Raw genomic sequence first — 22,512 nt, 5'->3', positions numbered from 1 at the left:
GCATCAGGCGGGGCGCGCGTCCTCAAGCCGGGCGGCGGGAACGGCGGCCATCAGCGCGTCCAACTCTTCCCGGTCCCGCGTCAGGCAGGCCGCCGTCGACAGCGCATCGGCAAGCGCCGCCTGCGGCGCCGATACCGAAACCTGCGCCCAGGCCGATGCCGCGGGTCCACCCGTGCGCGGGTCCAGGATATGGCCGTCCCGCCCGCCCGCGTCGAAGCAGGTCGCCAACGGGGCCGAAGTCGCAAGCGCGCGGGCCGCCAGATCGACGCTGCCGCCACGCTCGATCCGCACCGGCCAGGCGCGGCCGCCCAGGGCGCGCATCTCTCCGGTGTCGATCAGGATGTCGGTCAGCCCCTCGGCTTCCAGCAGGGCGGCCACACGGTCGGCGACATACCCCTGGCCGATGCCGTTCAGCGTCAGCGCCATGCCGGGGCGCAGGGCGATGCGGTCTTCGGACAGATGCACGTCGCCCCAGCCGCCACGCGCCAAGGCCGCCTGCCGTTCGGCATCGGACGGGCGGCGGCCCTGCACGGCGCTTTCGGCCCACAAGGCCCATAGCGGTTGCAGCGTCGGGTCGAACAGCCCGCCGCTGGCCCGGTGGACGCTGCCCGCCAGCGACAGGCATTCCAGCAACTCGAACGGGGGGGCGTCCAGACGACCCTCGCGGTTCAGCCGCGCCAGGGCGCTGTCCGCGCGATACAGCGACAGGATGTCTTCCAGCCGGTCGATCTCGGCCAGGCAACGGGCGGTGATCGCGGCGGCGTCAGGATGGTCCAAGCGGATCGAGGCGCGGGCGCCAAGCGCCTGCCCCGTCCAGTATCGCGGCGCGGCGGCAAGCGCGCCCGGCAGCAGGGCGACGGTGGCGGAAATGGCAAGGAAACGGCGGCGGCTCAGGGTCATGGCTTATCCCTCGGGGCGCGCGACAGGGCGCGCAGGCGGCTTTCGAAATCGGCATCCCCGGCGCTGTCGGGGGCGGTCTCCTCGGGCGTCAGGACCAGATCGTCCGAGATCTGCGACAGGCGCATCACGCTGCCGCCTTCCGCTGCCGCAAAGGCGCGGGCGGCATCCTCGGTCCCGAAGGGCACGGCCTCGGGCGCGCCCATGCCGCCTTCGCGGGCCGATCCCAGGACGTAGAAGGCGTCTTCCGCCGCGATCCAGTTCCCCTTGCCCGGATCGTCCCATGTGGCGCCGGGGGCGCCCATGTCGTTGACCTGCATCGCCAGGATCGGAAGGCTCTGTTCGGGCAGGCGGGCATAGGCGATGGCATCGCGGACCTGGCTGAAGAACAAGGGCGTACCCGGCATCCCCTCCAGATGCACCTGCGCCTTGGGACCGGGATGTTCCAGCAGGTTCATCTGGCAGAAATGGCCCAGCGTCTGGGCGGTCAGTTCGACCGGGCTGGTGTCCTGCGCGGCCTCCTGCTTGCAGGCGGCAAGGGACAGGCACAGGGCCAGGATCAGCGCGGGCCTCATGGCGTGACCTTTCGGAAGGCGGCGACGGCAAGCGCCAGGGCAAGCACCGGCCACAGGGCGACCGACAGCGCCGATTGCCACAGCGGGATCGCCGCCGCCGCGCCGCCCATGCCGCCCGCCGCCGCGCTGGCCTGGGCCGCGGCCAGGTTGAACAGGCGGAAGGCATCGGCCGGGTTCGCCAGCAGCAGCGCGGGCAGCGCCTGGGTGGTCAGCGCCCCGCCCCCGTCGGACACGATCAGCGCCAGCAGCACCAGGTCATACAGCACGACCGCCCCCAGCCACAGCCCGACCGCCAGCCCCGCCGCGCCCGAGGGGCGCCGCGCTAGGGCCGACAGGCCATAGCCCGCCCCCAGGAAGGTCGCGCCCAGCAGGACCGAGGTCCAGATCAGCCGCGCCAGCGACGGCAGCCCGGCCACGGATGCCGGGTCGGCCCAGATCGCCGCAACCGCCGCCGCGCCGTATCCCGCGCAGACCGCCAGCGTCAGGATCGCCAGATGCGCCAGCAGCTTGCCCAGCAGGATCTGCGTGCGCGAGACGGGATAGGTCAGCAGCAAGGGCAGCGTGCCGCGTTCGACCTCTCCGGCGATGGCGTCGAAGCTCATCAGCAGGGCGATCAGCGGGACCAGATAAACCGCCAGCGAGGTCAGCGAGGCGACGATCACCGACAGTCGGTCGGCACCGATGTCGCCCGTGGGCGCGGCCCCGGCGGCAGCCAGGACCAGGGCGAAGACAACCATCAGCACCACGGCGATGGCGACCCAGCGGTTGCGCAGCGCGATGCGGAATTCGATGGCGGCGGTGGAGAGGATGCGGCTCATTGCCCGTCCCTACGGCTGAAATGGGAATAGATGTCTTCCAGGCTGGGCGGGATCACCTCAAGATCCGCGACCTGCGGCAGGCCGGTGATGCGGGCCAGCACCGCCAGCTTGTCGTCCTGGGCGCAATCCAGATGCAGCCGTCCGTCGCCATTGGCCCGCGCCATCGGCAGGGCCTGCGTTAGGGCATCGCGCTGTCCGGCGGCGGGGGCCACGCTGATCGCCACCGGCAGGGCGGCGGTGCGGCGCAGATCGGACAGCGTGCCCTGCGCCATCAGCCGGCCCCTGGACAGGATCAGGATCCGGTCGGTGCGGGCCTCGACCTCGGTCAGGGCGTGACTGGACAGCAGGATCGCGGTGCCGCCCGCCGCCAGATCGTCCAGCAGCGCATAGAAATCGCGCCGCGACACCGGGTCCAGGCCCGAGGTCGGCTCGTCCAGGACCAGCAGGCGCGGCTTGCCGATCAGCGCCTGCGCCAGGCCGACCCGCTGCCGCATCCCCTTGGAATAGGTGCCGATGCGCCGTTTCGCGGCATCGCCCAGACCGACGCGGGCCAGCAGGTCGACGGCCTGGGCGGGCTTTTCGCCGCGCAGCGACAGGTAATGGCGGATCTGCTCCTCGCCCGTCAGGGCGGGGTGGAAGGCGGCGTTTTCCGGCAGATAGGCGACCTGCGCGCGGGCAGCAGCCGATCCGGGCGCCGCGCCGCAGACCGTGACCGCGCCGCCGTCAAAGGGGATCAACCCCAGGATGATCTTCATCATCGTGGACTTGCCCGCCCCGTTATGGCCCAGCAGCGCCACGCGCTGCCCGGCATCCACCGTCAGCGACACGTCGCTCAGCGCCTCGACCCCGGCGAAGCGTTTAGTGAGATGCGAGATCGTCAGGGTCGATGTCATCGTATGTTCCTTTGGCCCATCGGCCCGCCGCCTCGGCCTCGAAGGCCGCGATCTGCGGGGGAACGGGAATCGTCAGGGGGCGCATCAGCGGGTGGCTGTCGGTGACGCCGCCGGGAAGGGTGGCGGGAAAGCTGGACTGGCTCCAGCGGACCAGCTGCACGGCGGGCGATCCGGTCAGCAGGCTGGCGGCGGGCTGCGACCAAAGGATATGGTCGATCAGGTCGTTCGGGCGGTATGTGCCGTCGGCCACGCCGTCGCCGTTCAGGTCATAGGCCGGATGGTCGGACCAGAAATTGCCGCGCCCCTCGTGGCTCCATTCCATGAAGCGGGTGCCGACGTATTTCACCTGCTCGCGATTGCCGATGAAAGCGTTTCCGGTCAGCACGTTCCGTTCGGATCCTGCGGTGAAATGGAGGCCGATTCCGCAATCCTGGAAGCGGTTGTCCCAGATCAGGTTCTTGTGCGCGTTATAGATGAACAGGCATTTCTTGGTGCCGCCCCGGACCAGGTTGCCGGTCACATCGGCATTGTTGGCATAGTTCAGCATCAGCCCGTGTTCGCGGTCGCCCAGGCTGAGATTGCGCAGGATCTTCGCCCGGTCGGAAAACATGATGGCAAAGCCCAGATGGTTGCCGATGCTGATGTTGTCGGACACCTCGGTATTGCGGGTATACATGAAGTGCACGGCAAAGCGCAGGTCGCGCATGACATTGCCGCGATAGATGCTGTCGGCGCTGGCGTTCGAGAAGATGCCGTCGCGGCCATAGCGGATCACATTGCCCTCGAGCAGGGTGTGGGGGCTGTTCCAGACATAGATGCCGTTGCCGCGTTCGTTCATCTGCCGGTTCTGCCGCCCGGTGATGCGGTTGTTCGTGACCCGCGCGTCGCGCCCGCCATGCACGTCGATGCCGTGCATGTTGTCGGCCAGCACAAGGCCATCGATCACGGCGCGGTCGGCACCCTTCAGGATCTTGACGCCCGCGTCCAGATCCTCGTTCCGGCCGCCCGATCCGGTCACGGTGAAGCCGCGCAGCACCACGTCGGGGGCGTCGACGGTGATGACGGTGCCCTGCCCCTGGCCGTCCACCACCGCACCCTCGGGGCCGGTGATGGTCAGGGGGCGGTCGATGGCGACGGGGCCGGGATAGGCCCCGCCGGTCAGGGTCAGCACGTCGCCGGGGGCGGCCCCGGCGATGGCGGCGGCCAGATTGCCCGGACCCGGCGCAACCGCGCGCTCTGCCCCAAGCGCGGGCAGGGCGGCCAGCAGGCCAAGGATCAGGGCAATCCGGCGCATCGCTCAGGCGGCCTTCGGTTCGACGAACATGCGGCCGCGCATCTCCATGTGAAGCGCATGGCAGAACCATTGGCAGTAATACCAATAGACGCCGGGCGCGCCCGCCACGAAGGTGACGGAGGTGGTGGCCTGGGGCGCAACCTCCATCGCGACGCCGTGGTTGCCCATGGTGAAGCCGTGGGTCAGGTCGTCGATCTCGTCCATGTTGGTGATGATGACCGTCACCTCGTCGCCCTCGGTCACGGTGAAGCTTTCCAGGCTGAAGTTCGGCGCCACGCTGGTCATGTAGACGCGGACCTTGTTGCCGTCGCGGATCACCGTGTCCGCCCAATCGTCGATATTCACGCCGTCCGCCTCGGCCTGCTTGCGGGTCTCGGCCCACAGCGGGTCGTTGCGGTCCCAGACCGACTTGATCCCCGACATGATCGCCGGATCGACCGAGATCGCGTCATGCGGCTCGGCAAAGTTGGGACCGTCGTGGACCAGCACCATCTTGTCGCCCGAAATGTCGATCAACTGGTCGTTTTCCGGCTTCAGCGGACCCACGTTCAGGAAACGGTCCTTGGAAAACTTGCACAGGCAGACCAGCCAGTCGTTCCTGGCGTCCAGCGTCTCGCCCATCACGGTCTTGAGATGGCCGGGCTGGTAATGAACGTCGATCTTGTCCTTGATCGGTTCGACCTGTTCGCCGTTATGGGCGCGGATCGCGTCCTCAATATTCCATTTGACCACCTGGCTGTCCAGGAACAGCGAGGTATAGGCGTTGCCCCGCCCGTCGAACGCGGTGTGAAGGGGCCCGAGGCCCAGTTCCGGTTCGGCCACCACGGCGCTGCGCGGATCGGCGTTTTCGGTGAACAGCGCGTCGAATTTCGTCACGTCCAGAACGGTCACGGTCGGCGACAGCTTGCCCGCGATGCACAGGTGCTTCCGGTCGGGCGCCATGTTGCAGCCATGGGGGTTGTTGGCGATCGGGATATAGCGGGTAAAGGGGCTGTTCGCGTCCTTGCGGCCGTCCAGCACCTTGGCGCCGTTCACTTCCTCGAAGCGGCCCTCGGCGATGGCCTTCTCGATCTCGGCGATGTTGAAGACGACGACATGGTCCATTTCGGATTCCGTCATCTCGGCCAGGGTCATCCCCATTTCCGAGTTGTACGAGGTCGAGAAGGCCCATTTGCCTTCGTAATCCGCGTCGCAGTTGTCCAGGTTGCCCGACACCATCACCTGCCAGGCGACCTCCATCTTGTCGGCGTCGACGGCCGTGAAGATGTTCACATAGGTGGACAGGTCGTCCATCGTGGTGCCGTCGTTGATCAGCGGCGCCTCGTCCTCGCCATTGGCGAAGATATAGTTGGTGCGCGGCCATTTCTGCGGGCGCATCCCGTGCATGGCCTTGGCGTTCGGCAGTTCCAGGATCGCGTCGCATTTCATCACGTCGCAGCGGATCCGCGCGATGCGGCTGTTGGCCTTGTCGTTCATGAACAGGTAGCGGCCGTCATACTTGCCCTCGGTGAAGGACATGTGGACGTGGTGCAGGTCGCCGTTGTCGTGGATCTTCTTGCCGTTGGCGGCCAGGATCGTCTTGGTCTTGTCGGTCATGGTCCGCTGGTGGATGCGGATCGATTCGTTGGTCTGGCCCCAGCCGGTGGCCGAACAGCGGTTGAAGACTGGCACCCGCATCAGCTCGCGCATCGACGGCACGCCCAGGATCCGCATCTCGCCGGTCTGGCCGGACGACCAGAAGCCGTAATAGGTGTCAAGCTGCCCCGGCGCCACGCCGCCGTCGGCCCCGGTCGCCGCCATCGCCGCGCCCGAGGTGGCGGCGGTCAGGCCCGCAGCGCCGCCCAGGCCAAGCGCCAGCCGCCCGCCCAGCGTGCCCGCCACTGCGGCGCCCCCGGCGGTCGCGCCCAGCAGCATCCGCCGGCTGAGGCCCCTTTTGTCGGTCGTTTCCATCATCGTCTCCTGTTGCTTTCAGGTGGTGGGTTCGGTGACGCGGCCCGCGTTCGGGTGGCCCGCGGGGGGCCTGCCCAGATCGGGGACCGCGCTTGCCGCCAGCTTGTCGCGCCGTTTCATCTTCTTGATGACGACCGGGCAAACCTTGGGCGAATTGTAGAGAACCTGGCAGTGCAGGCAGTTGATGCATTCGTTCGGATTGATCTCTCCGGTCGGATGGATCGACTGCACGGGGCATTCGTGGGCGCAGATCTGGCAGGGATTTCCGCATTCGTGATAGCGTTTCAGCCAGTCGAACATCCGCACCCGCGCCGGGATCGCCAGGGCCGCGCCCAGCGGACACAGATACCGGCAATAGAAGCGCTCGACGAACAGCCCTGCCACCAGCAGCGCCACCGCATAGGCGACGAAGGGCCAGGCACGTACGAATTTCAGGATGATCGCGGTCTTGAACGGCTCGACCTCGGCCAGGTGTTCGGCCTGCTCCACGCTCATCAGGCTGACGCCGAACAGGCCCAGGAAGATCATGTACTTGATCGGCCACAGCCGTTCGTGGAGTCCCCAGGGCAGGGTCCATTGCGGGATGCGCAGCTTGCGCGCGACCTGGTTGGTCAGTTCCTGCAAGGCGCCGAACGGGCACAGCCAGCCGCAATAGGCGCCACGCCCCCAGAACAGCAGCGCGGCGGCAACCGCGAACCACAGGATGAAGGTCAGCGGATCCAGCAGGAAGGCCTGCCAGCTGAAGCCGTTCACCAGGCTGCCGAACAGCGCCATCAGGTTCACGACCGACAGTTGCGCGTTGAACATCCAGCCCAGCACGACCAGCGTGACCGTCAGATAGGCCATGCGGAAGATATAGAAGCGGCGTTCGTTCCTGACGGCGAATTGCTGGAAGAAGAACACCAGCGTCAGCACCGCCAGCATGGATCCCAGGACGGCGATCTTGGGCTTGGAATCCAGCCAGATGCGTTTCCACAACTGCGCCTGGGCCTGGACCTCGCCTTCTGCGGCGACCGGCTGGGCGGCGGCGGGCACGGCTTCGGGCGCGAGCAGGTCGGCGGCGGGGGCCGCCGCCATGCGCAGGTATTGCTGCGGCAGCTGATAGGACAGGTCGAAGGTCTGGAAAATCTTTTCAATCGGCCCGACATCGCGATGCACCAGCAGTTGGATGCGGAACGGCTTGGCCGGATCGAAGCCCGAGGCGGCGGGGATGCGGAACAGATCCATTTCCGGGAAGTCCGGCGCGCCTTGGGCCGCGATGGCATTGACGCGGCGATGGTCGCGGTCGCGGAAGCGGACCGACACGTCGTCCTGGATCAGCACGATCCGGTCGAAGATCCCGCCGCGCACATAGCCCGACCCCTTGAAGCTGTAGAGGCCGCGCCCGAACACCGCGATGGCCTGATCGCCCTGACCCAGCCAGCCGCGCAGGTTGGCGTCGGCGGCATCGCCCAACAGCGCCTTGCCGACGGCCGGGACCGAGACAAGCGCCACCTGCATTTCGATGAAGGTGGTTTCGGGCGCCTCGGTCAGGGCGCGCCCGGCGGCGCGGGGGTCGGCGTTGGCGGCGAAGGCCGCGTTCACCTGGCCCACGTCCAGCGACAGGCGGCGCAGGGTGCCGTCGCCCTCCATCGTCGGCCAGTCGGCCGGGGCCGGGGCATCGGCGGCGATCTCGTATCGCGGGCCGGTGGCGGCGGCTTCGGGGGCAAGGCCCCCCAGGCCCAGCGTGCGCGCGACCTTCAGCCCGGACCGGATGATCGAATCGTCGATCACCATCACCGTGACCGTCGCGCCCGAGATGATGTCCACGTCATGCGTGGTGCCGCCCGACTTCGCCTCGGCTACCAGGTCCAGGCCCTTGTAGCCCTCGACCAGGGCGCGGACCTTGGCCTCGGGGATGCCGATCAGGACGATGGGTTCGGAATGCTTGACCAGCTTGACACCGGCAATCCTGCCGTCGGTGCCGATGGCCACAAGCGTGTGGATGGGCTTGCCGGAATAGCCCGTGGTGCCCACGAAATCGGATGTGACGAAGGCCCAGGCGACGGTCTCTCCGCCCTTCAGGACGGGGGCTGCCGCCAGATCGTCGCGGATCGGGCCGAAGCCCTCGGCCCCCGCCACCAGGTCGGATGCGGTCTGTTCGGGCAGCAGATCGGCCAGGACGCTTTGCGCGGCAGCAGGCAGGGGCGCCAGCAGGACCAGGCAGACCAGGGCCAAAACGGCCGCCGGCAAAAGGCGATGGAGGGGGCGGAACAGGGTCATGCGCGGAACCGGGGGGCTTGGAACGGGGGGCCGCGCGACAGGGGCGCGGCGGCCCGGCGCGACAGGAGGGGAACGGCGACCCGCCAGGACGACACGGCCTGATGCCAGGCCAGCGGGGCGGCGGCGTCAGCCGATTGCGGCAGATCCAGGGGCAGCGGCAGCGGGCAGGCCGGACAATCCCGGCAATCCTGCGGACCATGGCCCGCGTCCTCGGGGTCCAGCGTGATCGTCTTCATGGCGCCGTCGCTGCATATGACCACGGTCATCGCCTGCGACGCCGACGCGAATCCCTGCGCCCAGGTTCCGGCCAGCAGCATCAGCACAGGCAGAATCGCCAGGCAGAGCCTCAAGGGAACAGAATGGGACGCGCGTTTCATCGGTTCCGCATAGGACGCGGCGAAGAAGGCGTCTTTGCGTTGGATCAAACATCGCGCAGGCGACGGGCCGGCAGCCGGCCGCGCCGCCCCGCCCATTCGGACAAGCTATTGCTTATCCAGACGATTATCGCCGCGACCGGCGCCACAGGATCACGCCGCCCGCCAGCACCGCCGCGCCGATCACCATATGGCGCGTGGTGATGCCCATCCGCGCCTGTGCGCTGCGGCGATAGCGGGGATCGAAAAAGCGCGTATCGGCCAAGATGCTGCCCAGCCAGGTTTCCCGGCGCGGCAGCAGCGGGCGTAGGCTGCGCCCCTGCGGGCGGCACAGCGCGTCGAGCGCGGGCAGCAGGCCGCCCTGCCGCTCGATCTCGGCGCCGACGCGGTCGGGGGACAGGCCCAGATGTTCGGCCAGAAGCCGGGTGCGGACGTCGCCGATCAGGCGTCGCGTCGCATCGTCGGGGGCGGTGATCGCCACGTCGCATTCGGTGTCGAAGCCCATCGACCGCCGGTCGATGTTGCTGGAGCCGATGCGCAACAGCACGTCGTCGACGATCATGATCTTGGCATGGACATAGATCGGCTGGCCGCTGCCGGTCACGGGATACAGGATGCGGAACCGGCGATGGGGGTCGGCGGCGCGCAGTTGCCGGATCATCCGGCTGCGGGTGACGTGCATCGCCTGATCCTCCAGATGGCCCTGGGCGGCATAGGGGTTGATCACCACGATCTCGGGCCCGTCGGGTTCGGCCAGGCGACGGGCAAGGGCGCGGGTGATGCTGTCCGCGCAGAAATACTGCGATTCGATATAGATGCAGCGGCGCGCCCCGGCGATGGCGTCCAGATACAGATCCTCGATCTCGTGGATGGGGGGCCTGTCGGCCTCGGGCGGGGCGGTGCGGGCGATGGCCATGGGGATATCGCGGAACACCGGGTCGATGCTGTCGGGCCACAGGTCGGCGCCGGGTTCGAAGGTCTCGTCCGCCTCGGCGTCGTGGGCGCGGGCCCAGCGGGCGCGGGCCAGTTCCGACAGCGCCGCCGCCGCCGGTCCCGACAGCACGGTGGACGCGTCATGCCAGGGTTGCGCGTCATCGCCGTTCTTCAGGCAGCGCAGCGGGTTGTCGTCCTTGTGGCCGGGATCGTCCCAGCGGCCGTCGGTCATGTCGATGCCGCCGCAGAAGGCCAGGCTGTCGTCGATCACGACGATCTTCTGGTGATGGCAGGCGCCCAGCGGGTGCCGCCCGTCGAAGGCCAGGTGGATCTGGTCGGGCGACATCAGCTTGACCTGAAGGGCGGGCAGGATGCCGCCGGGCGCGATCAGGGCGCCGCCGCTCCATTTCAGCAGATAGATGTCCAGGCCGGGGCGGCGGTCCACGATGGCGTCCAGAAACGGCCCGACCTTGTTGGGGAATCCGTCCGGTGCAAGCCCGTCGCCGTCGCTTTCGCCGGGCAGCATCTCGATCTCGAAATCGAAATCCCAGCCGATCATCATCACCAGCCGTTCCGCCTTCAGCAGCGCCTCGCGCAGGGCGCGGAAATAGGCCTTGCCGTCGATGATGACGGACAGGCGGTCCGCCGTTTCGACCCGCCAGCAGTTCCGGCCCGGCTGCAATTCGATCATGATCGGTTCTTCCCTTCGATGGCATCGCCGTCCTGCCGGAACGCGCGCAGGGAAAAATCGCCGAGATCGGGGGCAGGTTCCAGAGGGTTCTGCGGACAGGCAGGGAAAGGGGCGCAGGGAGACTTGTAATCGCCTTATTCCCATCCATATACCATCCATGCGGATGGAGAAACACGATGGCCGAGATACGCAGTCTGCGCGACAGGACGCCTGATACCGAAAAGATCACCATCAACCTGGGCTATGTGGACTTGGGCCGGATCGACCTGCTGGTGCAGGAGGGCTTCTATTCCAACCGCAGCGATTTCATCCGCACCGCCATCCGCAGCCAGCTGGACGGCCACCGCGATGTCGTCGCCCGGTCGATCGAACGGCATACGATGGAACTGGGCCTGCGCGACTATACCAGGGCCGAGCTTGAGGCGCTGCGCGACAAGGGCGAGGTTCTGCATATCAAGGTCGTGGGCCTGGCGCGCTTTGCCCCCGACATTCCCCCGGATCTGGCGCGCGCCACCATCGGATCGATCTCGGTGCTGGGGGCGCTGCAAGCGGGGCCCGAGGTGAAGAAGGCCCTGGCCGACCGGATTTCCTGACCTTTCGAAGGACCAAGCAGATGAAGAACTTCAACGTCGGCGCCCTGCGCCAGGCGATCGGCGGTTTGCGCCTGGACGGCGCCAACGCTCTGGTCGAACGCACCCTGGCCCAGCACGGGCTGTCCATGCCGCAGGGGGTCCAGGCCCCCTTTGCTGCCGCGCGATCCCCTGCCCCGCCGGTCCCCCAGGGTGCCAGCTTCACGGCCGACCGCTTTGACTGCGCGGCGGGCAGCCGGGATTACATGGTCTATGTGCCGTCCTCAGCGGCGCAAGGGGTCCAGGGGCTAATCCTGATGCTGCATGGCTGCACCCAGACCCATGCCGATTTCGCGTGCGGCACCGGCATGAACGACCTGGCCGAGACGCACCGCCTGATCGTCGTCTATCCCCAGCAATCGCGCGGCGAGAACGCCCAGTCCTGCTGGAACTGGTTCAGCCCCGGCGATCAGCGCCGCGGCCGCGGAGAGCCCGAGATCCTGGCCCGGATGGCCTCTGCCCTGGCCCTCGGCCATGATGTGCCGCAGGGGCGGGTCTTTGCCGCCGGGCTGTCGGCGGGGGCGGCCATGGCGGTGATCCTGGGCCAGACCCATCCCGATGTCTTCGCGGCCATCGGCGCCCATTCCGGCCTGCCCTTCGGCGCGGCCAGGGACGTGCCGGGCGCCTTCGCGGCGATGAACGGCACGGCGGCGCCCGAAGCCGCGCGGCCCCGCAAGGCCGCCGCCACTCCGGCAATCGTCTTTCACGGCAGCGCCGACCGGACCGTGCATCCGCTGAACGGCCAGCGGATCGTGGCGGATACGCTGGCCGCAGGGCCGGACCAGACGCTGGTCGATCAGGCGAAGGCCAGGACCGGCGGGCGCAGCCACAGCCGCGACATCACCGCCACCCTGGACGGCCAGGTGCTGACCGAGCATTGGGTCGTCGAGGGGCTGGGCCATGCCTGGTCGGGCGGCCGTCCGGGCGGATCCTATACGGATCCCGCCGGTCCCGACGCCAGCGCCGAGATGGTGCGCTTTTTCCTGGACCAGCCCCTCGGCGGACGACCGGGATAGCGGCGGGGCGGCGCGTCAGCCCAGGTGGCGCCGCTTTTCCGCCGCGTATCGGACCAGGGCCAGCCCCCTGAAGATGCCGTGCATGAACTTGCCATAGGGCATGGTGACGAAGAAGCCGAAGACGAACCCCAGATGCAGTGCCAGCATCGTGCCCATCAGCGGCGTCGCACGCAGGAACAGCAGCGCCAGGCCCGTGACGCCCGTCAGCAGCAGCATCACGATGAAGGCCACGTCCATGCCCATGCGGCTTTCATCCATCAGCTGCCGGTCGCGGCGGAACTTGGCGGCCAGCAGGCCCAGCGGCCCCACCGTGATGCCGATCCCGCCCAGCGTGCCCAGCACCACCGGCAGATCCCACCAGGGATAGGGCGCGTCGCGGCCCAGCAGGTAATGCCACAGCGTCCCGACCGAGGTCGCGGCGAAGCACAGCATGAAGCCATAGAAGGTCAGGTGGTGGAACAGGCGGCGGCTGTCGTCGGGCTTGTCGCTGTCGTTCATGCAGCCGACCCCGCCGCCGTCCAGGTATTTCAGCGTCGCCGCGTCATGCGCCCCGCCCGCAAGCGCCTCCGGGTTGCGCAGGGTCGCCGCCGGTTCCCCGATGTCGCGCCAGAACCTGATGCAGGACATCACGATGGCCAGGATCGACCACAGGAAGGCCGCGCCGAAGATCGCCACCATCGTGTTGTGCGGCATGATCCGGTAGAAGGCGCCCGGCCCGGTATGGGTGCTGAACATCACCGCCGGGTCGTGCCAGGCGGCAAAGCCGATGACGAAAGCCGCGACCGACAGCGCCGCGACCAGCGTGACCATCAGCCCATTGCGATGGAACATCGGTGCCAGGAAGCCGGGCCAGACATAGCGGGCATAGCTGTCGTTGCGGACCTCGGCCAGCACCTTGGGGACGTTCACGTCGAATTCGTGCGGCGGGGCGAACTGGCAGTCGGAATTGCAGGCCCCGCAATTGTGGCACAGGTTCGCCAGATAGGTCAGGTCGCCCGCCGTGAAGGCGCGGCGCATCTCCATCGCCGGGAAGACCGCGCACAGCCCCTCGCAATAGCGGCAGGAATTGCAGACGGTCATCAGCCGCTCGGCCTCGTCCAGATGGGACTGGTGGGCGGCGTCCGCCGCATCGGCCCGCTGTCCGGGCATCACGAATTCAGCGGCTTGCATGGCTGCTTGCTCCTTCTCCGGCAAGGCGGCCGAAGACGCTGCCGATGGTCATTCCGATCCCGGCGGCATAGCCTTGGCCCAGCACGTTGCCGGCCATGATCTCGCCCGCCGCCCAGATGTTCTCGGCCCGCCCGCCGCCGGCCAGCTGCACCCGCGCCTCGTCATCGACGGCGACGCCCAGATAGGTGAAGGTGATGCCGGGACGGACCGGATAGGCATAGAACGGCCCTTCCTCGATCCGGCGCGCCCAGTTGGTCTTGGCGGGGGTCAGCCCCTCGGTATGGCAGCCGTCCAGGATGGTGTCGTCGAACTGGCCCGGCTGCACGGCGGCGTTGAAGCGGTCCACCGTCGCGCGCAGGGCGGCCGGATCCAGATCCAGCTTGCCCGCCAGATCCTCGATGCTGGCGCCGGTAACGGGCGGGAACAGCGAGGGCATGAACAGCTTCAGCGACCGCGCGTCGAAGATGATATAGGCGATCTGGCCCGGCTGGGCTGCGACCAGGCGGCCCCAGATGGCGTAACGCTTGGGCCAGATATCCTCGCCCTCGTCATAGAACCGCTGGCAGTCGCGGTTCACGACGATGCCGAAGACCACGCAGTCCAGCCGGGTGATGATGCCGCCGTCGTATTTCGGCGCGCGGGCGTCGATGGCCACCGCATGGCACTGGGTCGGGTCGCCGATCTGCTGCATCCCCTTGCCGATCAGCGTGCGCAGCAAGGATCCACGATTATACGGCGTGCCCCGGATCAGGAAATTCTCGGCGATTTCGCCCCAGCCTTCCTTCAGCCAGTCGATATTCGCCTCGAACCCGCCGGACGCCGCGACAAGCGCGCGCCCGGCCAGCCGCCGCTTGCCGGTGGCGGTCGTCACCTCGGCGGCGACGAAGCGGGGGCCGTCCATCTCCAGATCGGTGATCTCGGCGTCATAGACGACATGCACGCCCAGGCTTTCGGCGGTGCGATACAGCGCGTTCAGCATCGCCCGGCCGCCGCCCAGGAAGAAGCTGTTGGTCCGCCCCAAACTGAGCGTGCCGCCCAGCGACGGCTGGAAGCGCACCCCCTGTTCGGTGATCCAGGTCAGCATGTCCTTGGACCGCCGGATCATCATCCGGGCCAGATCCGGGTTGGTCTTTCCCTGCGTCACCCGCAGCAGGTCGTCGAAGAATTCGTCCTCGGTATAGGGGCCGGACAGGGTTTCGGTGGCGCTGTCATGGGCGCAGCGCATGTTGCGGGTGTGGCGGGTATTGCCGCCGCGATAGAAGCGCGGCGCCTTTTCCACCACGGCCACGCTGGCCCCGCCCCTGCGGGCGGCGATGGCCGCGCACAGCGCCGCGTTCCCGCCCCCCGCGATGACGACATCATAGGATTGAGTGAAATCGACCGGCCTTTCCATGGTCAGAACACCCAGACGCTTTCGCGCGGAATGCGGATCGGAGAGGTGTCGTTGGCCACCGCCCCCTCGGTCAGCACGCGCAGGCTGTGATCGCCCAGCCGATAGACATGCTCCCATTTCTCGCCCAGGAACATCGAGGTGGCGCGGTGCATTTCCACCGTGTCGGGTTCCCCCGGCTGCGCCAGGGCCAGCCGGTCCATGCGGCAGATGGCGGTCCCCGCCTCTCCGGCGGTCTTGGGCTGGCCCATGCGGCCGGTGACGCGGATGCCGTCGCAGTCCAGCGTGGCGAAGCCGTCGTTGGCCGCGACCACCTTGCCCGCCAGCCGCACGTTGTTGCCGATGAAATCGGCGGTGAACAGCGTCCGGGGACGGTTGTACAGATCCTCGGGGCTGCCTTCCTGCGCGATCACGCCGCCGTTCAGCAGCACGATGGTGTCGGCGATGGCAAGCGCCTCGATCTGGTCATGGGTGACGATGACCGCCGCGCGCTCCTCTCGGGTGATCAGTTCCTTGAGGAAGGCGCGCGCCTCGTCGCGCAGCTTGGCGTCCAGGTTCGACAGCGGCTCGTCCAGCAGCAGGACCGCCGGGTCATAGGCCAGCGACCGGGCGATGGCGACGCGCTGCTGCTGGCCGCCCGACAGTTGCGCGGGAAAGCGTTCCTGAAGATGGCCCAGGCCCAGCACCTCGCAGACGGTGCCGACCTTGCGCTTGACCTCGGCCTCGGGCGCCTTGCGCAGCCGCAGGCCATAGGCCACGTTGTCGAATACGGTGCGGTTCGGCCACAGCGCATAGGACTGGAACACGAAGCCCAGCCCGCGCTTTTCGGCGGGCAGATCCAGCCCCGACTCGCCGTCGAAGACCTGCTTGCCGGAAACCGAGACCTTGCCGCGATAGGCGCGTTCCAGCCCCGCGACGGTGCGCAGCAGCGTGGTCTTGCCAGACCCCGACGGCCCCAGAAGCGCGGCGATGCGGCCCTTTTCGACGGCGAAGGACGCGCCCTTCAGCACCTCGACGGCGCCGTATTTCAGATGGATGTTTTCAACGATCAGTTCAGGCATCGAGACGCACTCCGAAGCGCAGGGCCAGCGCGATGCCGCCCGCGATGACAAGGGTGTTGACCACGGCCAGGGACGAGGCCACGTCGATATTGCCGCCGTTCCACAGGCTGACGAGCATGGTGCCCATCACCTCGTTGCCCTGGCCCATCAGGAAGATGCCGGTCGAATATTCGCGGGCATACAGCAGGAAGGCCAGAAGCCAGGCGGCCAGCAGGCCGTGCCGGGCCAGCGGCAGGATCACGTCGCGGGCGACGCGGGCCTGACCCGCCCCGGCGACATGGGCGGCCTCCTCAAGCTCGCGCCCGACCTGGCCGAAGGAATTGGACACAAGCCGCAACCCGAAGGGCAGCCAGACCAGCGTATAGGCGACCCACATCGCCACCAGCGAGGCGACCCAGGGCTTCAGCACCGGCACGAACAGGAAGATCCAGAACACCACCAGACCGGCGACGATCCCCGGCATGGCGCGCGGCAGCAGCACCAGGAAATCCAGCGCCTTGGTGCTTTTCGCCTTCGAACGATGCGACGCCAGCCCGATCACCGCATAGACGCAGAGCGATGCGAAACCGCCCGCGAAGGCCAGGATCAGCGTGTTGACGATGGACCGGCGGATCAGCGGCAGGTCGGCCAGCTTGTGATAGTTGTCCAGCGTCAGCACGTCGCGGATCGCGACCAGCGGACCCCAGGTGGTGACGAAGGACCGCAGCGCGACGCCCGACAGGGGCAGCAGCACGACCGCGTAAAGCCAGATCAGCACCCCCGCCAGGGCCACCCATTTCCACGGTCCCAGCGGAATGGGATGGGCGCGCGCGGCCTTGCCGCCGATGGTGGAATAACGCTGCGCCGACCGCAGCATCCGCCGTTGCAGCATCACCAGCGGCAGCGTCACCAGCATGATGAAGATCACCACCACCGCCATCAGCTGATAGGCGGGCCGCCCCAGCAGGGTGTTGAACTTGTAAAGATAGGTCGCCAGCACCAGCCGCCCGTCCTGGTCGCCCAGCACATAAGGCAGGCCGAACAGTTCGAACCCCAGAAAGGCCACCAGCACCGCGCTGACCGCGATGGACGGCCAGACCAGCGGCAGCGTGACCCGCATCGCCACCGTCAGCGGAGAGCCTCCGGCGACGCGGGCCGCCTCCTCCAGATCCGAGGGGACGGTGCGCAGCGCGGTCGAGACATAGATATAGACATGCGGCACATGGGTCAGCGCGACCACAAGGACCAGCATCGGCATGGAATAGACGTTCCAGAACGGCGCGCCGCCGAACAGTTGCTGCCACCAGACCGACCAGAATCCCGACGGCCCGATCGACACGATATAGCCGAAGGCCAGGACCATGGGCGACATGAACAGCGGCAGGAAGATCGCCGGTTCGATCCACTTGCGGCCAGGCATGTCGGTCCTGACCATCAGGAAGGCCAGCAGCGACCCCAGCGGAACCGCGATCGAAACCATGCCCGCCGACAGGATGACGGTGTTCAGCAGGGCGTCGCGGAACCCCGGATCGCCCAGCACGAAGCCATAGGTATCCGCGGTGGTCCTGGCCCGCGCGCTGAAGAAGGCGTCGGTCAGGAAGCTTTGCCACAGGATCAGCCCGACCGGGGCCAGGATGAACAGCGCCGTCAGCAGGACGACGTTGTTGCGCCAGAAATCGCTGCGCATGGCTTATCGCCCCGCCTTCAACGCGTCGGCCCATTTGCGGAAGAAGGCCAGCCGTTCCATCGGCTGGATCGCATCCAGCAGTTCGGGACCGATGGCCACGGGTTTCAGCCGGTCGCCGTTCTCGGCGGTCAGGCCGGCGATGGTCGCCTTGCCCTCGACATCGGGGCGGATGGCGAACAGATGCGCCTCGTTGCCGACGACCGTCTGACCGCGCTTGGACAGCAGGTAGTCCAGGAACACCCGCGCGGCATGGGGATGGTCCGCCTGTTCGGTGATGATCGCCAGCCGCGACAGCACCACGGCATAATCCTGCGGCACCACGACCTTGACATTCGGGTCGCGTTCCGCCCGCAGATAGGCATAGGGACCGACGATGTTATAGCCGATGGCATGTTCGCCCGCGCTGATCTTTTCCAGCATCGTCCCGGTCGAGGTGTAGAACTTGGCATCCACCGCCCCGAAGGCCGTGACCAGCGGCCACAGGTCGTCGCCGTGCTTGGCATCCTCGTTCACGGCAAAGAAGCCCAGGCCCGACCGCTCGGGGTCATAGGTTGCGACCTTGCCCGCCATGGCGTCGCGGTTTTCGGTCAGCCAGGCGGCCAGGCCCGCGCGGGTGTCGGGCATCTCGCTCTCGGGGATGACCTTGCTGTTATAGACCATCACCACGGGTTCGTAGGTGGTGGCATAGATGCGGTCGCTGTCCGACGCCCAGTCGGGAATCGATCCCTTCTCGGGCGAGGCGTATTCGGCGGCGATTCCGTCCTCGACCATCTGGTATTGCAGATCCATCGCCGAGGACCAGACGATGTCGGCCTTCAGCGCCCCGGCGGCGGCTTCGCTGCTGACGCGGCTGAACAGGTCGGCGGCCTTGATCTCGATATAGTCGGCGCGAATCTTCGGGAACGCCTTCTGGAAATCGGCCAGGATCGGCTCGACCGCGGCATGTTCGGTATTGGCATAGATCACGACCGAACCTTCGGCCTCGGCAGCGGCCAGAATATCGGCGTAATCGGCGGGATAGCCCGCCGGGATCTCGGCCCAGGCCGCGACGGGCGCGGCCAGCAAAAGGGCAGGCAAAAGCAGACGGCGCACGGCCGTTTCATTCAGCGTCTTCATGGACTTCCTCCCTGGCGAAAGCGGGGTCGAATCGGAATCTGGCTCTCGTTTTTATTGGATATTATTGTATACAATAAAAAGCAATAAAATTCTGGACGGTGGCCTTTCCCTTTTCGCCCCCCTATCCTGACCGGACATGAAGAACGAGGCTGCGCGCATGAACATCCGTCCCGACCACGGCCCGTCCCGGCTGGCCGCGATCCGTCCCGATGCGGTGACGGGCACCAGGGGCGCGGGCCTGGGCGATGCGGTCTTTTCGGTGCTACGCCAGGCGCTGCGCCAGGGAATCTTCCAGCCCGGCGACCGCCTGCGGGAAGAAGAAATCGCCGAGCATTTCTCGGTCAGCCGCACGCCGGTGCGCGACGCGTTGCGCCGGATGCTGGAACGCCGCCTGCTGGAGGTGTCGGGCGGGCGCGGGCTGATGATCCGCAGGCTGGACCGGGCCGAGGTGTTCGAGCTTTACCAGATGCGCGAGATCATGGAGGGCACCGCCGCCCGCTTCGCCGCCGAAAACGCCACCGGCGCGGAAATCGCGCTGCTGACCGATCTGCAGGCCGCGTTCGAAGGCACCGCCGACGTGGCCGAATGCGCGCGCCTGAACAAGAAGTTCCACGAGGCCATCGCCGGGTCCGTCCGCAACCGCTTCTTCCACAGCCCGCTGGAAGAGTTGCAGGATTTCCTGGCGCTGCTGGGGGCCACGACCTTTTCGGTCAGCGGCCGCGCCGGGCCTGCCGCCGCCGAACACCGCCGCATCCTGGACGCCATCGCCGCCCATGATCCCGACGCCGCCGAACTTGCCGCCCGCGACCATATCCGCAGCGCCCTGGCGACCCGGCTGAAGATGCTGAACGCCGACTAGCCGGAACGGAAACGCTGTTTCCACCCGCCGCCTTGGAATGGCCTTGCGGACGGTTCGTTGCCAGGCTCCATCCCGATAAATTTCAGATCCGGAAGGACGTGCTGGCCTCCATGACCTTTCCTGCCCAGCACCGCGCAAAATTGCACGGCGCAAATCCCATCGAGCGCCGGAACGGCGAGATCAGGCGGCGCACAGACGTCGTCGGGATCTGCCCCAACGAGGCCTCGATCCGGAGACTGGTCGGCGCGATCCCGATGGAGCAGACCGAAGAAGGGACCGCCCAACGCGGATGTTACCTGACGCAGGAAACGCCCGCGCCGGTCTGCGATGATGTCATGGCCAGCCTGCATGCTGCGCAGCGCGACTGATCAGCCCGGCCCGCACCAAAGCGCAAGGCCCACCGCCAGAGACAACCATCCCATGCGACATCATCATGATCCCGCTCAGCCCTTTCAGTCGTCAGATCGAGCGTCCCCGCAGCTTGGGAAAGAAGGGCCGAAGTCGCCGCATTTGTTGCGCGCTCAACAAGAAGCATCGCTTGTCTCGCTTGCTCATGACAAGCCTGGACCACTTAACCTACTGCCCAACAATAGAAATTTTTAGGGATGGAACCTGGGAAGCCTCGGGCGGGGCCTCGCATATCCCCTGTTCCTCTGCTAGGACGGCCGCCAGCCGCCCGCCAAATCCGAGGAGCCGATCCATGGACGACGACGCCCTTCGCCATGCCGAGAAGATGAAGCGGATCAAGGCCGCCCGCGACAGGATGATGCGGACCAAGACCGAGGAGCGGGGCTTGGTCATCGTCCATACCGGCGCGGGCAAGGGCAAGTCGTCGTCCGGCTTCGGCATGATCATGCGCTGCATCGCCCATGGGATGCCCTGCGCGGTGGTCCAGTTCATCAAGGGCAGTTGGGAAACCGGCGAACGCAGCCTGCTGGAGCAGCATTTCGCCCAGGACTGCCGGTTCTTCGTCTCGGGCGAGGGCTTCACCTGGGAAACCCAGGACCGGGACCGCGACGTCGCCGCCGCGCGCCACGGCTGGGAGATCGCGAAACGGCAGATCCTCGACCCGCAGATCCGCTTCGTGCTGCTGGACGAGATCAACATCGCGCTGCGTTACGACTATCTGGACATCGACGAGGTGGTCGATTTCCTGCTGACCCGGAAGCCCGCCATGACCCATGTGTGCCTGACCGGCCGCAACGCCAAGGCCGAACTGATCGAGGCCGCCGATCTGGTCACGGAAATGACGCTGCTGAAGCACCCGTTCCGCGACGGCGTGAAGGCCCAGAAGGGCGTCGAATTCTAAACGGCCGCGTGGCGCCGCCCCCCCCCTCGGCCGCCGATGCCGCGGCGCGCCGAACAGATCCACGAACGCATCGGCGCGCTGTAAGGCGCCGGGCGTAAGGACGATCCCGCATCCGCCTACCAGCTTTGCAGAGGCCGAAGCTGCGGTGTCTTCTTGTTGATATGCCCGCGCATCCGGTCCAGCAGGCGGTCCAGTTCCGCGATGCCGTTCAGCAGATACGGCCCCTTGTTCAGCATCACGCATTCCGCCCGCGCGGCCATCGCGGCATCCGTCATTTCACCGCGCGAGGGCAACCCGGATTTGAGATAGCTTTCCAGAACCTGCGTGGCCCAGATCACCGGCACCTGCGCGGCCTCGCCCAGCCACAGGATTTCCTCCTGCATCTCGGCCATGCGGGCAAAGCCGATCTCGACCGCCAGGTCGCCGCGCGCGATCATGATGGCGGCGGGCTGGCTGCCTGCCGCCTGGACCAGCATCTCGGGCAGGTTCCTGACCGCGCGGGCGGTCTCGATCTTCAGGACCAGGCCCATTTCCTGCCAGTCGTCGGGCCGTTCCTGGGCCAGGGCGGCCTGAAGCTCGCACACGTCCTGGGCATCCTGCACGAAAGAAAACTGCACCGCGTCGGCATGGCGGGCCACGAAGCGCAGGGTTTCGCGATCCTCGCGCGTCAGGGCCGGGGTGGCGAAATCGGTATCGGGAAAGTTCATGCCCTTTTCCGGCTTCAGCTTGTAACCCTTGCCCTCGGGGGCGTTCGTGACACGCAGGACGGCGCCCCAGTCTTCGCGCCGGATCACCTCGGCGGCCACCTTGCCGTCGTCCAGAAACACCCGCTGGCCCGGCTGCGCGGCCGCAAGCGCCTCGGGCAGGGTGCATTCGGCGGCGGGCAAGCCCCCCGGCGCCGCATCCAGTTGGCCGGGAAGCGCGACGGCCATGTCGTCGCCCCTGAAGACCCGCTTGCGTCCCTTGCCGAGGCGCAGCGCCCCGGTCCTGATCTTCGGCCCGGCCAGATCCATGAAGATCTTCATCCGCTGGCCCGTCTGCTGCCCCGCCGCCGCCGCGTTCCCGATCATGCGGGTCCATGCGGCCTCGTCGTCATGGGCGCAGTTGATGCGCACCGCCTCGACCCCCAGCCCCGCCAGATCGCGGGCAAAGCCGGGATCATCGGCGGCCTGCGAGGGCAGCGTGACCATCAGCCGCACCGGGCTGTGGACCGACAGCGGGCCGAACATCTGCTCGGCCCGGCGGGCGATGGCCGTCTCGCCCGCATAGAAGCGGTCGGCGGGCACCGGCTGGAACGGCGCGCCGCCCAAGGCCGCGCGCAGCATGGCCGCCACGGCGTCCAGTTCCGCCGTCACCCGCGCCTCGGCCCGCCCCAGCGAGGACAGACCCAGCCGCACAAGCTGGCGCTGAAGCGGGCGGATGTCCTGGCGGCGGAACGTCAGATAGGCGGCGAAATTCGCGGCGCTGTCGGCAAACTCGGGACGCCGGATCACCGGCGCCCAGCCTTCCAGGATCGTGGCCGCCCCGGCCGCGACCTGGGATCGCAAGGCCTCAAGCGGGGACAGGGTGTCGGCGATTGCGGTGCCGGTCACGGATGTGTCCTTTCCCG

19 protein-coding genes and 1 pseudogene are annotated in these 22,512 nt (G+C 67.5%); 5 read left to right on the top strand and 15 right to left on the bottom strand.

From position 1 onward, the window contains the following. Nucleotides 1-3: 3 nt before the first annotated feature. The 9 genes from ACTJI6_RS07045 to ACTJI6_RS07005 form a co-directional block, all read right to left on the bottom strand. On the bottom strand, nucleotides 4-900 hold the full coding sequence (locus ACTJI6_RS07045) for an FAD:protein FMN transferase (protein ID WP_440799090.1): 897 nt from the start codon (nucleotides 898-900) through the stop codon (nucleotides 4-6). After that, a complete protein-coding gene (locus tag ACTJI6_RS07040; protein WP_440799088.1) occupies nucleotides 897-1,472 on the bottom strand; it encodes a nitrous oxide reductase accessory protein NosL in 576 nt (191 codons plus the stop codon). The genes ACTJI6_RS07045 and ACTJI6_RS07040 overlap by 4 nt, the downstream gene beginning before the upstream one ends. Then, a complete protein-coding gene (locus tag ACTJI6_RS07035; RefSeq protein ID WP_440799086.1) occupies nucleotides 1,469-2,290 on the bottom strand; it encodes an ABC transporter permease in 822 nt (273 codons plus the stop codon). Before ACTJI6_RS07035 ends, ACTJI6_RS07040 begins: the two co-directional genes overlap by 4 nt. Continuing rightward, a complete protein-coding gene (locus tag ACTJI6_RS07030; protein WP_440799084.1) occupies nucleotides 2,287-3,183 on the bottom strand; it encodes an ABC transporter ATP-binding protein in 897 nt (298 codons plus the stop codon). Before ACTJI6_RS07030 ends, ACTJI6_RS07035 begins: the two co-directional genes overlap by 4 nt. Next, nucleotides 3,149-4,477, bottom strand: a complete 1,329-nt coding sequence (locus ACTJI6_RS07025; RefSeq protein ID WP_440799082.1) for a nitrous oxide reductase family maturation protein NosD — start codon at nucleotides 4,475-4,477, stop codon at nucleotides 3,149-3,151. The genes ACTJI6_RS07030 and ACTJI6_RS07025 overlap by 35 nt, the downstream gene beginning before the upstream one ends. A gap of 3 nt (nucleotides 4,478-4,480) precedes the next feature. Beyond that, nucleotides 4,481-6,430 carry a TAT-dependent nitrous-oxide reductase gene (gene nosZ, locus ACTJI6_RS07020; RefSeq protein WP_440799080.1) on the bottom strand — a complete coding sequence of 650 codons (1,950 nt, stop codon included), beginning with the start codon at nucleotides 6,428-6,430 and terminating at the stop codon, nucleotides 4,481-4,483. 15 nt (nucleotides 6,431-6,445) lie between these two features. Then, nucleotides 6,446-8,689, bottom strand: coding sequence for a 4Fe-4S binding protein (locus ACTJI6_RS07015; RefSeq protein WP_440799078.1), 2,244 nt, complete (start codon nucleotides 8,687-8,689; stop codon nucleotides 6,446-6,448). Then, nucleotides 8,686-9,066 (bottom strand): hypothetical protein, encoded by a 381-nt coding sequence (locus ACTJI6_RS07010; protein WP_440799077.1) that lies wholly within the window; start codon nucleotides 9,064-9,066, stop codon nucleotides 8,686-8,688. Before ACTJI6_RS07010 ends, ACTJI6_RS07015 begins: the two co-directional genes overlap by 4 nt. A 124-nt stretch (nucleotides 9,067-9,190) precedes the next feature. Beyond that, the gene (locus tag ACTJI6_RS07005; protein ID WP_440799075.1) at nucleotides 9,191-10,687 is read right to left on the bottom strand and encodes a phospholipase D-like domain-containing protein; all 1,497 of its coding nucleotides are present in this window, start codon (nucleotides 10,685-10,687) and stop codon (nucleotides 9,191-9,193) included. 176 nt (nucleotides 10,688-10,863) lie between these two features. On the opposite strand from ACTJI6_RS07005, the gene ACTJI6_RS07000 reads away from it, so the two are divergent. After that, nucleotides 10,864-11,280, top strand: a complete 417-nt coding sequence (locus ACTJI6_RS07000) for a CopG family transcriptional regulator (protein WP_440799073.1) — start codon at nucleotides 10,864-10,866, stop codon at nucleotides 11,278-11,280. A 20-nt stretch (nucleotides 11,281-11,300) separates the two neighbouring features. Next, complete coding sequence (locus ACTJI6_RS06995; protein WP_126154373.1) at nucleotides 11,301-12,332, top strand: extracellular catalytic domain type 1 short-chain-length polyhydroxyalkanoate depolymerase; 1,032 nt, start codon at nucleotides 11,301-11,303, stop codon at nucleotides 12,330-12,332. Nucleotides 12,333-12,347: 15 nt separating this feature from the next. Here the strand turns inward: ACTJI6_RS06995 and tcuB are convergent, their stop codons facing one another. The 5 genes from tcuB to ACTJI6_RS06970 are packed head-to-tail and all read right to left on the bottom strand — an operon-like array spanning nucleotide 12,348 to nucleotide 18,735. Beyond that, nucleotides 12,348-13,502 carry a tricarballylate utilization 4Fe-4S protein TcuB gene (tcuB, locus tag ACTJI6_RS06990; protein ID WP_440799071.1) on the bottom strand — a complete coding sequence of 385 codons (1,155 nt, stop codon included), beginning with the start codon at nucleotides 13,500-13,502 and terminating at the stop codon, nucleotides 12,348-12,350. Next, nucleotides 13,489-14,895: an FAD-dependent tricarballylate dehydrogenase TcuA gene (tcuA, locus tag ACTJI6_RS06985; protein ID WP_440799069.1), complete on the bottom strand. Its 1,407-nt coding sequence runs from the start codon at nucleotides 14,893-14,895 to the stop codon at nucleotides 13,489-13,491. Before tcuA ends, tcuB begins: the two co-directional genes overlap by 14 nt. A gap of 2 nt (nucleotides 14,896-14,897) precedes the next feature. Then, nucleotides 14,898-15,953 carry an ABC transporter ATP-binding protein gene (locus ACTJI6_RS06980; RefSeq protein WP_126154371.1) on the bottom strand — a complete coding sequence of 352 codons (1,056 nt, stop codon included), beginning with the start codon at nucleotides 15,951-15,953 and terminating at the stop codon, nucleotides 14,898-14,900. Further along, complete coding sequence (locus tag ACTJI6_RS06975; protein ID WP_440799067.1) at nucleotides 15,946-17,619, bottom strand: ABC transporter permease; 1,674 nt, start codon at nucleotides 17,617-17,619, stop codon at nucleotides 15,946-15,948. Before ACTJI6_RS06975 ends, ACTJI6_RS06980 begins: the two co-directional genes overlap by 8 nt. Before the next feature lie 3 nt (nucleotides 17,620-17,622). Then, nucleotides 17,623-18,735 (bottom strand): ABC transporter substrate-binding protein, encoded by a 1,113-nt coding sequence (locus tag ACTJI6_RS06970; protein WP_440799065.1) that lies wholly within the window; start codon nucleotides 18,733-18,735, stop codon nucleotides 17,623-17,625. Nucleotides 18,736-18,892: 157 nt separating this feature from the next. Between ACTJI6_RS06970 and ACTJI6_RS06965 the strand changes: the two genes are divergently transcribed. From ACTJI6_RS06965 to cobO, 3 genes and pseudogenes are all read left to right on the top strand, one after another. Continuing rightward, the gene (locus ACTJI6_RS06965; protein ID WP_440799063.1) at nucleotides 18,893-19,594 is read left to right on the top strand and encodes a GntR family transcriptional regulator; all 702 of its coding nucleotides are present in this window, start codon (nucleotides 18,893-18,895) and stop codon (nucleotides 19,592-19,594) included. A gap of 92 nt (nucleotides 19,595-19,686) precedes the next feature. Further along, nucleotides 19,687-19,962, top strand: a pseudogene (locus tag ACTJI6_RS06960) (transposase); the annotation flags it as partial. A gap of 332 nt (nucleotides 19,963-20,294) precedes the next feature. Beyond that, entirely contained in the window at nucleotides 20,295-20,903 is a 609-nt protein-coding gene (cobO, locus tag ACTJI6_RS06955; RefSeq protein WP_440799061.1) for a cob(I)yrinic acid a,c-diamide adenosyltransferase, read from the top strand. 116 nt (nucleotides 20,904-21,019) lie between these two features. Here the strand turns inward: cobO and ACTJI6_RS06950 are convergent, their stop codons facing one another. Then, on the bottom strand, nucleotides 21,020-22,495 hold the full coding sequence (locus ACTJI6_RS06950; RefSeq protein ID WP_440799059.1) for a pyruvate kinase: 1,476 nt from the start codon (nucleotides 22,493-22,495) through the stop codon (nucleotides 21,020-21,022). Nucleotides 22,496-22,512: the final 17 nt, after the last annotated feature.

The sequence above is a fragment of the Paracoccus sp. 22332 genome, assembly GCF_052045125.1.
Taxonomy (GTDB): Bacteria; Pseudomonadota; Alphaproteobacteria; order Rhodobacterales; family Rhodobacteraceae; genus Paracoccus; species Paracoccus haematequi_A.
This window is presented reverse-complemented; position numbering and strand designations above follow the sequence as displayed.

Coding starts and splice junctions, on each gene's coding strand:
- ACTJI6_RS07045 (WP_440799090.1), bottom strand. CDS start 900: ATGACCCTGAGCCGCCGCCGTTTCCTTGCCATTTCCGCCACCGTCGCC.
- ACTJI6_RS07040 (WP_440799088.1), bottom strand. CDS start 1,472: ATGAGGCCCGCGCTGATCCTGGCCCTGTGCCTGTCCCTTGCCGCCTGC.
- ACTJI6_RS07035 (WP_440799086.1), bottom strand. CDS start 2,290: ATGAGCCGCATCCTCTCCACCGCCGCCATCGAATTCCGCATCGCGCTG.
- ACTJI6_RS07030 (WP_440799084.1), bottom strand. CDS start 3,183: ATGACATCGACCCTGACGATCTCGCATCTCACTAAACGCTTCGCCGGG.
- ACTJI6_RS07025 (WP_440799082.1), bottom strand. CDS start 4,477: ATGCGCCGGATTGCCCTGATCCTTGGCCTGCTGGCCGCCCTGCCCGCG.
- nosZ (WP_440799080.1), bottom strand. CDS start 6,430: ATGATGGAAACGACCGACAAAAGGGGCCTCAGCCGGCGGATGCTGCTG.
- ACTJI6_RS07015 (WP_440799078.1), bottom strand. CDS start 8,689: ATGACCCTGTTCCGCCCCCTCCATCGCCTTTTGCCGGCGGCCGTTTTG.
- ACTJI6_RS07010 (WP_440799077.1), bottom strand. CDS start 9,066: ATGAAACGCGCGTCCCATTCTGTTCCCTTGAGGCTCTGCCTGGCGATT.
- ACTJI6_RS07005 (WP_440799075.1), bottom strand. CDS start 10,687: ATGATCGAATTGCAGCCGGGCCGGAACTGCTGGCGGGTCGAAACGGCG.
- ACTJI6_RS07000 (WP_440799073.1), top strand. CDS start 10,864: ATGGCCGAGATACGCAGTCTGCGCGACAGGACGCCTGATACCGAAAAG.
- ACTJI6_RS06995 (WP_126154373.1), top strand. CDS start 11,301: ATGAAGAACTTCAACGTCGGCGCCCTGCGCCAGGCGATCGGCGGTTTG.
- tcuB (WP_440799071.1), bottom strand. CDS start 13,502: ATGCAAGCCGCTGAATTCGTGATGCCCGGACAGCGGGCCGATGCGGCG.
- tcuA (WP_440799069.1), bottom strand. CDS start 14,895: ATGGAAAGGCCGGTCGATTTCACTCAATCCTATGATGTCGTCATCGCG.
- ACTJI6_RS06980 (WP_126154371.1), bottom strand. CDS start 15,953: ATGCCTGAACTGATCGTTGAAAACATCCATCTGAAATACGGCGCCGTC.
- ACTJI6_RS06975 (WP_440799067.1), bottom strand. CDS start 17,619: ATGCGCAGCGATTTCTGGCGCAACAACGTCGTCCTGCTGACGGCGCTG.
- ACTJI6_RS06970 (WP_440799065.1), bottom strand. CDS start 18,735: ATGAAGACGCTGAATGAAACGGCCGTGCGCCGTCTGCTTTTGCCTGCC.
- ACTJI6_RS06965 (WP_440799063.1), top strand. CDS start 18,893: ATGAACATCCGTCCCGACCACGGCCCGTCCCGGCTGGCCGCGATCCGT.
- cobO (WP_440799061.1), top strand. CDS start 20,295: ATGGACGACGACGCCCTTCGCCATGCCGAGAAGATGAAGCGGATCAAG.